General features: G+C 68.1%; 12 protein-coding genes. 5 read left to right on the forward strand and 7 right to left on the reverse strand.

Annotated features, from left to right (window positions below):
* Positions 1–82: 82 nt before the first annotated feature.
* The gene (locus FFF93_RS00240) at positions 83–1,081 is read right to left on the reverse strand and encodes a bile acid:sodium symporter family protein (protein ID WP_138767864.1); all 999 of its coding nucleotides are present in this window, start codon (positions 1,079–1,081) and stop codon (positions 83–85) included.
* A 133-nt stretch (positions 1,082–1,214) separates the two neighbouring features.
* Positions 1,215–1,580 (reverse strand): MerR family transcriptional regulator, encoded by a 366-nt coding sequence (locus FFF93_RS00245; protein ID WP_138767863.1) that lies wholly within the window; start codon positions 1,578–1,580, stop codon positions 1,215–1,217.
* A gap of 178 nt (positions 1,581–1,758) precedes the next feature.
* Between FFF93_RS00245 and FFF93_RS00250 the strand changes: the two genes are divergently transcribed.
* Positions 1,759–3,282 carry a SulP family inorganic anion transporter gene (locus tag FFF93_RS00250; RefSeq protein ID WP_138767862.1) on the forward strand — a complete coding sequence of 508 codons (1,524 nt, stop codon included), beginning with the start codon at positions 1,759–1,761 and terminating at the stop codon, positions 3,280–3,282.
* Positions 3,283–3,299: 17 nt separating this feature from the next.
* On the opposite strand, the gene FFF93_RS00255 is transcribed toward FFF93_RS00250, so the two are convergent.
* Positions 3,300–3,593, reverse strand: coding sequence for a DUF4287 domain-containing protein (locus FFF93_RS00255; protein WP_138767861.1), 294 nt, complete (start codon positions 3,591–3,593; stop codon positions 3,300–3,302).
* A 309-nt stretch (positions 3,594–3,902) separates the two neighbouring features.
* Between FFF93_RS00255 and FFF93_RS00260 the strand changes: the two genes are divergently transcribed.
* Positions 3,903–4,196, forward strand: a complete 294-nt coding sequence (locus FFF93_RS00260; protein ID WP_261375218.1) for a protein-tyrosine phosphatase family protein — start codon at positions 3,903–3,905, stop codon at positions 4,194–4,196.
* A 123-nt stretch (positions 4,197–4,319) separates the two neighbouring features.
* On the opposite strand, the gene FFF93_RS00265 is transcribed toward FFF93_RS00260, so the two are convergent.
* Together FFF93_RS00265 and FFF93_RS00270 are read right to left on the reverse strand one after the other, a co-directional pair.
* Entirely contained in the window at positions 4,320–4,466 is a 147-nt protein-coding gene (locus tag FFF93_RS00265; RefSeq protein ID WP_138767859.1) for a lmo0937 family membrane protein, read from the reverse strand.
* Between the two features lie 152 nt (positions 4,467–4,618).
* On the reverse strand, positions 4,619–6,232 hold the full coding sequence (locus FFF93_RS00270) for a phospholipase D-like domain-containing protein (protein ID WP_138767858.1): 1,614 nt from the start codon (positions 6,230–6,232) through the stop codon (positions 4,619–4,621).
* A 122-nt stretch (positions 6,233–6,354) separates the two neighbouring features.
* Here FFF93_RS00270 and FFF93_RS00275 point away from each other — a divergent pair, with 122 nt between their 5' ends.
* Positions 6,355–7,095: a peptidase E gene (locus FFF93_RS00275; RefSeq protein ID WP_138767857.1), complete on the forward strand. Its 741-nt coding sequence runs from the start codon at positions 6,355–6,357 to the stop codon at positions 7,093–7,095.
* Between the two features lie 11 nt (positions 7,096–7,106).
* On the opposite strand, the gene FFF93_RS00280 is transcribed toward FFF93_RS00275, so the two are convergent.
* On the reverse strand, positions 7,107–8,213 hold the full coding sequence (locus FFF93_RS00280; protein WP_138767856.1) for a GTP pyrophosphokinase family protein: 1,107 nt from the start codon (positions 8,211–8,213) through the stop codon (positions 7,107–7,109).
* A 207-nt stretch (positions 8,214–8,420) separates the two neighbouring features.
* Here FFF93_RS00280 and FFF93_RS00285 point away from each other — a divergent pair, with 207 nt between their 5' ends.
* Together FFF93_RS00285 and nhaA are read left to right on the forward strand one after the other, a co-directional pair.
* Positions 8,421–9,215 carry an alpha/beta hydrolase gene (locus FFF93_RS00285; protein ID WP_138767855.1) on the forward strand — a complete coding sequence of 265 codons (795 nt, stop codon included), beginning with the start codon at positions 8,421–8,423 and terminating at the stop codon, positions 9,213–9,215.
* Between the two features lie 99 nt (positions 9,216–9,314).
* On the forward strand, positions 9,315–10,676 hold the full coding sequence (gene nhaA / locus FFF93_RS00290; RefSeq protein ID WP_138767854.1) for a Na+/H+ antiporter NhaA: 1,362 nt from the start codon (positions 9,315–9,317) through the stop codon (positions 10,674–10,676).
* Between the two features lie 28 nt (positions 10,677–10,704).
* Here the strand turns inward: nhaA and FFF93_RS00295 are convergent, their stop codons facing one another.
* Positions 10,705–11,970: an MFS transporter gene (locus FFF93_RS00295; RefSeq protein WP_261375219.1), complete on the reverse strand. Its 1,266-nt coding sequence runs from the start codon at positions 11,968–11,970 to the stop codon at positions 10,705–10,707.
* Between the last annotated feature and the right edge of the window lie 51 nt (positions 11,971–12,021).

Here is a 12,021-nt window from a genome sequence, read left to right on the forward strand (position 1 = left end):
CAAGTGCCCTGTGTCCGTCACGCAGGGCAACAGAGTTCAAACGATGGGAGAAGCGTCGGGACCGGCAAGGTCCCCGCGGAGATCAGGCGTCGCGCAGCGGCCGGCGGGCCAGCCAGGCGGCAACGATGGCGCCGGAGATGTTGTGCCAGAGCGAGAACACGGCCGAGGGCAGCGCGGCCAGCGGGCTGAAGTGCGCCGTGGCCAGCGTCGCGGCGAGGCCGGAGTTCTGCATGCCCACCTCGAAGGCCAAGGCACGGCGGGCCTTGTCGTCCAGGCGCCCGAGCTTTCCGGCGAGGTAACCCAGGCCCAGGCCAAAGCCGTTGTGCAGGACCACGGCGAGGAAGACGATGCCGCCGGCGGCGACGATCTTGTTGGCGCTGCCGGCCACCACAATCGCCACGATCAGCGAGATGACGACGGCCGAGGCCCAGGGCAGCGCCGGGAGCACCCGGGCGACGAGCTTCTTCAGGAACAGGCGGGCCAGCAGGCCTGCGATCACCGGCAGCAGCACGGTTTTGACGATGTCCAGCACCATGCCTGCGGCGTCGATCTGCAGGTAGGACCCGGCCAGGAACAGCACGAGCAGGGGAGTGACAAGAGGGGCGATCAGGGTCGACACGGAGGCGACGGCCACGGACAGGGCAACATCTCCCTTGGCAAGGAACGCCATGACGTTCGACGCCGTGCCGGACGGCGCGCAGCCGACCAGGATCAGCCCGACGGCGAGTTCCGGCTCAAGCTGCAGCGCCTGGGCGATCAGCCAGCCGGCTCCCGGCATGATGATGTAGTGCGCGACGATGCCCAGCACGACAGCCCACGGGCGCTTCGCCACGGAGGCGAAATCCGGCGGGGTCAGGGTCAGGCCCATGCAGAACATGATGATGCCGAGCAGGTAGGGCACGCTCGGCGCCAGCGGTTTGAACGCGCCCGGCAGGAGGAAGCCGGCGACGCCGGCGGCGACCACGAGGAGCGGAAATACGGTGACCGCAATCCGGGCGATCTTCGCCTCGGCGGCGAGTGCGGGATTGACCGGGGCGTCCGCGTCAGTGCGGGACTCTGGGGATTTGGTTGCCTCAAGCATCCAAGCATGGTGCCACCAGTGTCTGCGATGCGGCCACTTTATGACCAAGGGGCGGACGAGTATGTCAGATTTATAGCGGGGCGACGTTGGCGGCGGTGGAGCCGGCAGCCCGCGGCGGCTCCAGGCTCCCCCCTCAGGCGGTTCGCTGGCCCAACATCGCGATGAACTCGTCCGCCTGGCTCAGGTTGCGGGCCATCTTGGCGCGCTGGTGCTCGGCCCGTTCCAGGAATTCGGCCAGCCGGCCGGGGGCGCCGGCGCCCCCGGCGTTGAGCAAGCCGAGGATTTCGGCCATCTCCTCGAGGGAGAACCCCAGCGGTTTCATTTGTTTGATCAACATCAGGCGCGCCGCGTCTGTTTCGGAATAGACGCGGAACCCGCCCTCGGTTCGGGCCGTCGCGGGCAGCAGCCCGACGTCGTCGTAATGGCGGATGGTCCGTAACGAGAGGCCGGTGCGTTCTGCCAGTTCGCCGATGTGCATGGTGCTGGTCTTAGCGGTCATCAGGGCCTCCCTCCGGTTCGGATTTCAAACTCTACCATCACGTTAGGGTAGGGTTTAACGAGTGGGGTGAGACCTTCAAGACTGATTCCCCCTCTTTCCGGCGCGGCGCTGCGCCCCTCATTCATTAGCACCACGAAGCCGCTGCCACGCGTCTTCTTGACCATGAACGGAGCCAGCAATGGCCGTCACCAACGCCGAACACCCCACGGTCTTCACCCCGGAACAGCTGCAGTCCGTGCGGGGCGCGCTCTTGTCCCCGCGGCGGCTGAAAACTGAGGTCCTGGGCGGCCTGGTTGTGGCCCTGGCCCTGATTCCGGAGGCGATCGCCTTTTCGATCATCGCCGGCGTCGATCCCAGGATCGGGCTCTTCGCCTCCTTCACCATGGCCGTCACCATCTCCCTCGTCGGCGGCCGGCCCGCAATGATTTCGGCGGCAACCGGCGCCGTCGCCCTGGTGATCGCCCCGCTGGTGAAATCCCACGGACTGGACTACCTCGTTGCCGCGGTCATCCTGGCGGGTCTGTTCCAGATCATCCTGGGTCTGTCCGGCGTTGCCAAGCTGATGCGCTTCATCCCCCGCTCGGTGATGGTGGGGTTCGTCAACGCCCTGGCCATCCTGATCTTCCTCTCGCAGCTGCCGGAACTGATCGGCGTCCCGTGGCTGGTGTACCCGCTCACCGCCCTGGGCTTGCTGATCGTGTTCGGGCTGCCCAAAGTCACCAGGGCCGTCCCCGCACCGCTCATCGCGATCGTGGCGCTGACGCTGATCACGGTGCTGGCCGCCGTCGCCGTCCCCACCGTGGGGGACAAGGGCGCACTGCCAGGTTCGCTGCCCACGCTCTTCCTTCCCAACGTGCCGTTCACCCTTGAAACGCTGCAGATCATCTTCCCCTTCAGCCTCGCCATGGCCTTTGTGGGGCTGCTCGAATCGCTCATGACGGCCAAACTGGTCGATGACATCACGGACACCCGTTCGCCCAAGACCCGCGAAGCCTGGGGCCAGGGCGTGGCGAACATCGTCACCGGCTTCTTCGGCGGCATGGGTGGCTGCGCGATGATCGGCCAGACCATGATCAATGTGAAGGCCTCCGGAGCCCGGACCCGGATCTCAACTTTCCTGGCCGGGGTGTTCCTGCTGATCCTGGTGGTCGCCCTGGGCGGCATCGTCTCGTTGATCCCCATGGCCGCCCTCGTGGCAGTGATGATCTTCGTCTCCGTGGCCACGTTCGACTGGCACAGCATCCGCCCGCGGACCCTGAAGATCATGCCCAAGAGTGAAACCGCCGTTATGGCGGCGACCGTGATCGTCACCGTCGCCACGCACAACCTGGCTATCGGCGTCGGCGTCGGTGTGCTGGTCGCGATGGTGATGTTCGCCCGCAGGGTCGCGCACTTCGTCACCGTGGAACGCTCCGTCCAGAACATCGGCGGCCACGAAACGGCCACCTATGTCGTGAACGGCGAACTGTTCTTTGCCTCCTCCAACGACCTCTACACCCAGTTTGACTACGCGCTGGATCCCAAGCATGTCGTCATCGACCTGCACGCCTCCCACCTCTGGGACGCCTCGACCATCGCCGCGCTGGACGCTATCACCGGAAAGTACCGGCATCACGGCAAGGACGTGAAGGTGGTCGGCCTCAACGACGCCAGTGTCCTGATGCGTGACCGCCTCGGGGGCAGGCTCGGGGCCGGGCACTAGGCGGGCCCGGCTGCGGGCTAGGAGACGGGCTTCGACGCCTTGCCGTCCAGCCAGAGGGTGTCCGATTCATCGCTGTGCGCGCCGGTGGTACCGACGTGTTTGCTGCTGATGCCCGGCCCCTGCCGGATGACGTGGACGAGCGCCATGCCGTGGCCGCGGCCCAGCCCGTAGTCGGCCTTCAGCCAGTCGAGAATCTCGCCGGCCTTCCCCGACCCCTCGGCGAAGCCTTTCTCCCGGGCGAGCTCGAGGAGTTGGCGGGGAGTAAGGCCGGTCTTGTCCTCGATGGTGTCGAGGTACGCCTGGAATGACATCCGTAGGGCTTCCTTTCAACGGTTCTTGGAGTTCCCGGCCACTCTAGGGACCCGATTCCGTTACCGCCAGACCCGTGTGGCCCTACTTTGTAAGCCCGAGTCCATCGCTGGGGTCCGCAGGGGTCCTTCATTGGGTCCGCAGGAACGGCTACGCTCGGGATTATGGCGCCGACGTGGGAGCCGGGACAGCCCGGTGTGCTCAGTCTTCCTTCCGGGCGGCTCATCCGCGGCCGGCCCCTCCTGGCGCCGTTTCCGACCGGGCCGCGTCCGGAGTTCGGGCTGTACTTGCTGGGCAGAAGCCCCCGGCCGGTGGCGTGGGACTCCCGGTGGGTCCGCTGGCGGGACCTGCACGTGCCCGCCGACGACGTCGACGCCCTTGACGCGTTCCAGGAGGCGTGGCGGCGGGCCGAAACGGAGCGGGTTGAAGTGGCCTGCTGGGGCGGCCGGGGCCGGACCGGCACCGCCCTCGCCTGCATTGCCATCCTCGACGGCGTTCCGGCTGCCGAAGCCGTCGCGTTCGTGCGGCAGAATTACCGACGCAGCGCAGTGGAAACACCATGGCAGCGGCGTTACGTGGCGCGGTTCCGGAGGCCGGATTCCTGATTGCAGGCCATCGCCTGCGGGCCGCAGGTCTGCCGCTGCCACCCGGGCGCCGGGCTCACGGGACAAAACAATGGCGGGGGGCTGAATTCTCAGCACCCCCGCCACAGCCCTACGCGGTCCGGACTAAACGCGGGACCGTCCGCGGATGAAGTGGAAGATCAGGACGACGACGGCGATGACCAGCAGCAGGTGGATGAACCCGCCGCCGATGCTGCCGAGCAGGCCAAGAAGCCAAAGAACGGCGAGAATAATAGCGATCCAAAGCAACATAGTGACTCCCTTTGTTTTTCTTCTGATGAAGATTTTGACAAACCAGATTCAAGTCCCGGTCCAATGGACCGCTTCCCCAAAATACTAAGGGTACTTTTTATTTTGTGCCAACAGGCTCCCGGAGCGGGCCGTAATGCCCCGGAGACGCCTGCCTAGAACCGGGGAGTCCCGCGCAGCCTGCGGGGCCGGCCGTCAGGGTCCACGATGAGGCGGTTGAGGGGATCAGCCCAGAGCCGTTGGAGCGGGGACACGGGTTCGACCGTGTGGTGGCGCGCCTGTCCGGCAGGTCGGGGCGAGCCGCGGCCGGCCTCGTGCCAGCGCTCGAGTGCGCTGGCTGCGGTGTTCCACAGTGCCAGCCCCCCGGCCGGGTCCTCGAGCCGGACGTCGCATTCCTCCATGCCCAAGTGTTCGGCCCAGAGCTGGAGCCGGAGCGTGTGGGCCAGTGACCGGGACGGGTCCGGCCCGGTCTGGGCGCCGGCGGCCTGCTGGTTTCCGGCGCTGGTGTCCAGCACGGCACAGGTGAGCTCGCTGTCGGTGGTCCAGGAGCGGAGGTTGAAGTTGTCCGAGCCGCAGGTAAACCAGGTGTCGTCGATGATGCAGATCTTGGCGTGCACGTAGACCGGGGTTCCTGCGCTGTTTTCCAGGTCGAACACGCCGACCCTGCCCGGCGCCACCCGGCGCAGCCTGTCGAGGGCACGCAGCTGCCCGATCCGCCTGGGCGGCCCGCCGATGGCGCCGTCCGCGTCGGGGTAGCGGGGCACGACGGCGATCACGTTCAGTCCGGGATTCCGTTCGAGGGCCTCCGCGATCCCGGCAGCAACCTCGGTAGACCACAGGTACTGGTCCTCGGTGTAGATCAGCGAGCGGGCGCGGGCAAAGGCCTTGGTGTAGGCGCGGGCGATGCTGCGTTCCCCGTCGGGTGCAAACGGGAACGGCGGACGCTTCACGCCGTAGGTGCGCAGCAGCTGCACGGCGTGCGGGCCCGCCGGCGGTGGCGGCGGAGCGGCGGCCGGCAGCGGTTCGGGGTGCCGCGGCATCCTGGCCAGGCGCTGCAGCAGCATCCGGTAGGGCGTGCGGCGGTCCAGGGGATGGGGGTCGTTCCACCGTTCGGCGAACACTGCCAGCACATCAGCCACCACCGGGCCCCGCAGTTCGAGGGCGGCATCATGCCACGGTGGCCGTTGTCCGTACCGGGAGTCCATAACGACCGCCTGCGGGTCTCCCGCATGGTCGGCGTCGTCCCTGCGGCTGTGGGAAAGATCCAGGCCGCCAACGAACGCAACATCCCGGGACGGGTCGTCACGGTGCCGGATAACGACCATTTTCTGGTGGTGGGAACCAAACAGGCGCACCCGCTGATCCAGCAGCACTTCGCCGCCGGCGTCGTTGATCTCGCGCCCCAGGCGCTGGTTGGAGCGCCCGCTGATCGGCGCAGAGATGCGCTCACCGTGGGATCGCCAGACCAGGCCCCGGACCTCCACTCCCGCTCGGGCCAGGCCGGCGAGCAGGTCGCCGATCGACGGCCCGTCCGCCAGCAGCCGCTCATCCGCGTCGCCGCGCCAGTCGGTGAACCACACCCGGTCTCCCGCCTGCAGCGCCGTCAGCTCCTCATGCAGGCGGGCGAAGTAGCTCGCGCCGTGAATCAGGGGCCGCACGAGGTTGCCCTCCGACCACGACGGCGACCCCGCGCCGCCCGATTGAACGGCCGTGCCCGGATTGCCCCGCTCGGCGCCGCTGAGGAACCAGCTCCCTGCGTCACTGTCCACGTGGTCCTTCTTTCATCGTTGAGCCGGGCCGCTAGCGTCCAACGTAGCCCACGAGGCCGATGGGGCGGCTAGTCTCATAGTTTGCGTCTGAGCCCGCCGTCCCCGTTCGAGGAGTACGCCCTATGCCTGCCGACAGTCCGACCATCCTTGCGACCTCGGGCGGCTACAAGCCGGGGTCCCGGACGCGTTTGGAGTTCAACAAACTGGTCCATCACGCCGTGGACTTGTCCGGCGCCACCGGGCGGGCCCCGAGGGTCGCCCACGTGGGGACGGCCAGCGGTGACCAGCGGTGGTTCAACAACGAAATCAGCGAGGCGGGGCGCCTGGCCGGGTTCGACCTCACCCACCTGAACCTGTTCACCATGCCCAATGTGGAAAACATCGAGGAGTACCTGCTCCACCAGGACGTCGTCTGGGTCAACGGAGGCTCGGTGGTCAACCTCCTCGCCGTCTGGCGCGCGCACGAGCTGGAGGGTATCTTCCGCCGCGCCTGGGAAGCCGGAGTGGTGCTGGCGGGTGTTTCGGCCGGTTCGATCTGCTGGTTCAAGGGCGGCACCACGGACTCGTTCGGTCCGGAACTTCGCGCGGTGAACAACGGCTTGGGGCTGCTCCCGTTCGATAACGGCGTCCACTACGACTCCGAAGCCGCGCGCCGGCCCACCGTCCACCGACTGGTCGCAGACGGGACCCTGGGCGAGACGCATTGCAGCGACGACGGCGTGGGCCTGCTCTACCGCGGGACCGAACTGGTCGAGGCGTTCACGGAAGTCCCCGGCAAGGCCGCATACCGGGTGAGGCGGGTCCAGTCCGCGGATTCCGCCGCCGACGTGGCCGAGGAACGGCTCGAGCCGACCGCGCTCTAGGGGCGAAAACCCTAGCCCTGCGTGAGCCGGTAGCGCTCGATCTGCTTGAGCCGGCGCAGCAGGCTGTCCCGCCGCGGGTGCTGGACGGCGTCGGCCGGTTCCGCGGTGAGGTCAATGTGGGCGGTTCCGTACTGCCAGAGCAGCAGGTCGTCCAGCAGCCGGTCCGGGCCGGGGGAGTACCGGTGGTCCAGGGCCTTGCGGACCTCGGTGATCCGGTTGGCGCTGAGCAGGCCCGCGAGCTGCACGGTCTGGTTCAGGCCGTGCGCGGCCATCAGCTCCGCCGCCCAGCCCCAGTCGTCGTCCACCTTGCGGTCAACGTGCGGCAGCAGCGTCCGCCAGACATCGCGGATCCGGTTCGGCGTGAGCTGCGCGGCCCCCTCGCCGTCCATGTCCCAGTAGCTGCGGACTTCTTCGTAGCGTTCGTGCAGGTCGGCGAATGCGCTCTCCACGGTCTCCAACATGGCTGCCGTGGCCGTGAACTGACGGTCGAAGTGCGGTGTCCAGGCGCGCGGATCCTCGGCCTTAAAGCGGATGTCGTGCTCAATTTCGCTCCAGGCATGGGCAAAGACCGTGCGGATCTGGCACTCGAAGAAGTAGCTGCCGTTAGGCTGTGCGTCCGGGTTGAAAGCCTGCTGGTACTCCTTGACGGTCTCGTTCTGGATGGTCCGCAGGATCAGGTGCCGGCTGGAGTAGCCGTAGGTCCCCGACTCGATGGAGCCGATGTCCTTCTCGCGGTCGCCGCGGCAGTCGAAGAGCTGGCGCTGGCGTTTGATCAGGTTGGCGACGACGGCGTTCTCGGCCGGGAGCTTGGTGATGACGCGGATGCCGACCATGTCATTGAGCGTGCGGAACGGGTCCGGAAACTTCAGCACCGGCGGGCCTCCCGGTTCCAGCGGCTCTTCAATCCGGGAAATCTTCTCGCGGAAGGACTCCACGGTCTTGGTCCGGCCGGTCACGAACAACGGCGTTACCTCGGTGCCCTTGAGCATGGTGCGCAGCGTCAGCAACACCTCCCGGGTGACCAGTTTCAGGGCAGGACGGACCCGCTCGTACAGTTCGACATTTTCCTGCACGGATTCGCGCAGCGCGGGGTCCAGGCGCTCCCAGTTGCTTGCCATGGGCCTAGCTTACGGCCCGGCTATGACAGCGGGCCCGGTGCGCCGCCATGGCTGCGGCACTGCAGCGCCGCCTTCCGCGGTGCCGCGCGGCGCCCAAGGTAGGCTCAGCACATGGCTGATGTGCGGCGTCGGGCTTTCTTCGCGGCCGCAGCGGCGGTGACACTGGGGGCAGCCACCGCCTGTTCACCGGGCCCCAAGGAGGACACAGTGAAGCGGCAGAAGTACCACTACGGCGACGACCCGAGCCAGTGGGGGGAGCTTTTCCTCCCGGATGCGGCCGAGCCGAGGGGCGTGGCGGTGGTCATCCACGGCGGCTACTGGCGTTCGCAGTACGGCGCCGAGCTCGGCGAACCGCTGGCCAAGGACCTCGCCGCCCACGGCGTGGCGGCCTGGAACCTGGAATACCGCCGGGCCGGCAACGGCGGCGGCTGGCCAAACACCTTCGCCGACGTCCTCGCCGGGATCGACAAACTCCGTGACATCGGGGCCGAACACAACCTCGGCCTGGACCGTGTGGTGGCGCTGGGCCACTCGGCCGGCGGGCACCTGGCGGTCTGGGCGGCCGGACGCAGCCGGCTTGGCCAGCTCGGCGCCCCGGATGCGGACCGCCAGCTCCAGCGCAAGGACGGCGACGCCGCGGTACACCTCACCGGGGTGGTCAGCCAGTCCGGGCTGCTGAACCTGGCCGAGGCGGAGCGGCTGAACCTCAGCAACGGAGCCGTGAGCAACTTCCTGGGCGGCTCCTCGGAAAAATACCCGAAACGGCATAAGTTCGCCGACCCGATGAGCGCGGTACCGTTGCGGATTCCCGTCTACGCCGTGCACACCACCGAGGACGACACCGTCCCGATGAGCCAGTCCGAGGCGTACGCCGCGGCAGCCAAGGCCGGCGGCGCCCCGGTCCAACTGCTGAAGCTCCCCGGCGACCACTTCGCCCTGATCGAGCCCAAGGCGGCCGCGTACCGGAAATGCCGCGAACTGGTCCAGCAACTGCTGGGCTGAGGGCCCGCGAGCAGCCGCGTCATCGCCTAGACTGAGGGCAGGTGCGCCGGGAAGTCTGGTCGGCATAGTTCAGTCGACCCCAATTGTGAGGACTTCCGCATGAGCCACACACCTCCTCCCGCGCGTCCGTCCGGCACGCCGCGCCTGACCATCTTCGGCCGCGGCAGTTACGCCGAATCCCTGCGCATCGGCGAAATCCTCCGTAAGGAAACCGTCGGCGGAGCCCTGCTCGTGTTCGCGGCCGTCGCCGCGCTGGTCTGGGCCAACTCACCGGCGTCGGAGAGCTACTTTGCCCTCCGCGACTTCACCATTGGCTATGAACCCTGGCACCTGGACCTCAGCCTGGGGGCGTGGGCGGCCGACGGACTGCTCGCCATCTTCTTTTTCCTGGTCGGCCTGGAGCTCAAGCGCGAGTTCGTCGCCGGCGACCTTCGCCAGCTGGACAAGTCGATCGTGCCGGTCGCCGCGGCCGCCGGCGGGGTAATCATCCCGGCGGTGATCTACGCCGTCGTCAACCTCGGCAGTCCGGAAACGCTGCGGGGCTGGGCCATCCCCACCGCCACGGACATCGCCTTCGCCGTCGCGGTCCTCGCGATCATCGGTTCGCACCTGCCCAGCGCCCTGCGGATCTTCCTGCTGACCCTCGCCGTGGTGGATGACCTGATCGCCATCACCATCATTGCCGTGTTTTACTCCAGCGATCTCCGCGTGGTCCCGCTCCTGCTGGCCCTGCTGCCGCTGGGCCTCTACACCTACCTCGCGCACCGGTACCGCCGCTTCTTCGGGCTGAAGGCGCCCGCGGCGTGGCTCATCCTGCTCCCGCTGGGCCTGGCCACGTGGGCCCTCGTGCACGCCTCGGGCATCCACGCGACGGTGGCCGGCGTCCTGCTGGGCTTCGCGATCCCGGTGCTCCGCTCCCAGGCCAGCGGGGGACCCGACGCCGGACCGGGGCTTTCGGAGATCTTCGAGCACCGCTTCCGGCCGATCTCGGCCGGCGTCGCGGTGCCGGTCTTCGCCTTCTTCTCCGCCGGCGTAGCCGTCGGCGGCTGGGAGGGGCTCGGCTCGGCGCTGGCAGACCCGGTCGCCCTGGGCATCATCCTGGCCCTCGTGCTGGGGAAGCCGGCCGGCATCCTGGGCACCACCTGGCTGCTCACCAAGGTAACCAAGGCGCGGCTGGACAGCTCGTTCAAGTGGATCGACGTGTTCGGCGTCTCGATCCTGGCCGGGATCGGCTTCACCGTGTCGCTGCTGGTGGCGGAGCTCAGCTTCGGTCACGGTAGCCTCCATGACGACCACGCCAAGGTCGGCATCCTGGCGGCCTCGGTGCTGGCCGCGCTGCTGGCGAGCGTGGTGCTCCGCACCCGCAACCGGCAGTACCGGCTGGCGGAGGAAGAGGAACGGCGAGACTCGGACAATGACGGGATCCCGGACGTCTACCAGGAGGGCGGCGCGGAGCGCTGAGCCGGCGCTCCGGCCGGCGCGCGCCGGGCTATGCGGGGTGGTCGGTGCCGCGCATCCGGACCGCGACGACGAGCCCGGACGCCGCGGTCAGACCGGCGACGACGAAGATCGCCACGGGAATGCCGTAGGCGTCCGCGAGCAGCCCCGAGAGCAGCGCGCCCACGGCGAATCCGCCGTCGCGCCACAGCCGGTAGATGCCGACCGACCGGGCCCGCCACTGCGGGTGGGCAACGTCGCCGATGGCCGCCAGCAGGGTGGGGTAGACCATCGCCGTACCGACGCCGAGCAGGACGGCCGCCAGCAGCCAGATTTCGAAGCCGCGTCCGGCGGCCACGACCGCGAGCCCTACGGCCTGGACAAACATCCCCCCGGCGATCAGCCACTTGCGGCCCAGCCGGTCCGAAGCCGCGCCGGTGAGCAGCTGTACCGCACCCCAGACCGCCGGGTACACGGCCGCGAGGATGCCGATCCGCTCAATCGAGAGACCCGCGCCGGCGAAGAGCACCGGAAACAGCCCCCAGGCCAGTCCGTCGTTGAGGTTGTTCACCAGCCCGGCCTGGCTCACGGAAGAGAGCGAGCGGTCCCGGAAGCTGGTCAGGGTAAAGATTTCGCGGGTGCTGAGCGCCGCCCCGGCGCTGCTGTGCGCATCCACGTGGTTCGCGGCCTCGCTCTTCGCGTGGTGGTGCGTTTCCTTCACCGCCAGTAGGGACAGGCCCAGGCCCAGGGCGATGTACGCGGCCCCGAGTAGGAACGGCGCCGGACGCAGGCCATAGGAACCGGCGAGGTAGCCGGTGAACAGGGCGGTGCCAGCCACGCCCAGATAGCCCGCGGCCTCGTTGAAGCCCATCGCGAGCCCGCGCCGGTTTGGCCCCACCAGGTCCATCTTCATGACCACCGTGGTGGACCAGGTCAGCCCCTGGCTCATGCCCAGGATCACGTTCGCGGCAACGATCCAGGACCAGCTGGTGCCGAAGATCAGCAGCAGCGGGACGGGAAGGGCGATCAGCCATCCCGCTACCAGCACCGGCTTGCGGCCGAAGCGGTCCGAGAGGGTTCCGGCAAAGTAGTTGGTGGCCGCCTTGGCAAGGCCGAAGGCCAGGATGTAGGTCAGCGCACTCGTGTACTTGTCGAGATGGAACACGTCGCTGGCCAGCAGGGGAAGGACGGTGCGCTCCTGGCCCAAGGTGCCGCCGACGAGGGCGTTGACCGCCACGAGCAGCATGAACTGGGCAAGATTTTGGTGCAGGCCCAGCACGATTGCGCCCCGCCCGGCCGGGATCTTGAGGTCTGCCATTTCAAAAGAATATACCCCCTGGGGTATGCCGCCAAATCATTCCGCGACGGT

Origin of the sequence: Arthrobacter sp. KBS0702 (genome assembly GCF_005937985.2) — a bacterium.
GTDB lineage: Bacteria > Actinomycetota > Actinomycetes > Actinomycetales > Micrococcaceae > Arthrobacter.

Bases quoted from the DNA above. Each gene is read 5' to 3' on its own strand.
- FFF93_RS00255 (WP_138767861.1), bottom strand. From the start codon at position 3,593: ATGTCATTCCAGGCGTACCTCGACACCATCGAGGACAAGACCGGCCTT.
- FFF93_RS00250 (WP_138767862.1), top strand. From the start codon at position 1,759: ATGGCCGTCACCAACGCCGAACACCCCACGGTCTTCACCCCGGAACAG.
- FFF93_RS00275 (WP_138767857.1), top strand. From the start codon at position 6,355: ATGCCTGCCGACAGTCCGACCATCCTTGCGACCTCGGGCGGCTACAAG.
- FFF93_RS00295 (WP_261375219.1), bottom strand. From the start codon at position 11,970: ATGGCAGACCTCAAGATCCCGGCCGGGCGGGGCGCAATCGTGCTGGGC.
- FFF93_RS00265 (WP_138767859.1), bottom strand. From the start codon at position 4,466: ATGTTGCTTTGGATCGCTATTATTCTCGCCGTTCTTTGGCTTCTTGGC.
- FFF93_RS00280 (WP_138767856.1), bottom strand. From the start codon at position 8,213: ATGGCAAGCAACTGGGAGCGCCTGGACCCCGCGCTGCGCGAATCCGTG.
- FFF93_RS00245 (WP_138767863.1), bottom strand. From the start codon at position 1,580: ATGACCGCTAAGACCAGCACCATGCACATCGGCGAACTGGCAGAACGC.
- nhaA (WP_138767854.1), top strand. From the start codon at position 9,315: ATGAGCCACACACCTCCTCCCGCGCGTCCGTCCGGCACGCCGCGCCTG.
- FFF93_RS00240 (WP_138767864.1), bottom strand. From the start codon at position 1,081: ATGCTTGAGGCAACCAAATCCCCAGAGTCCCGCACTGACGCGGACGCC.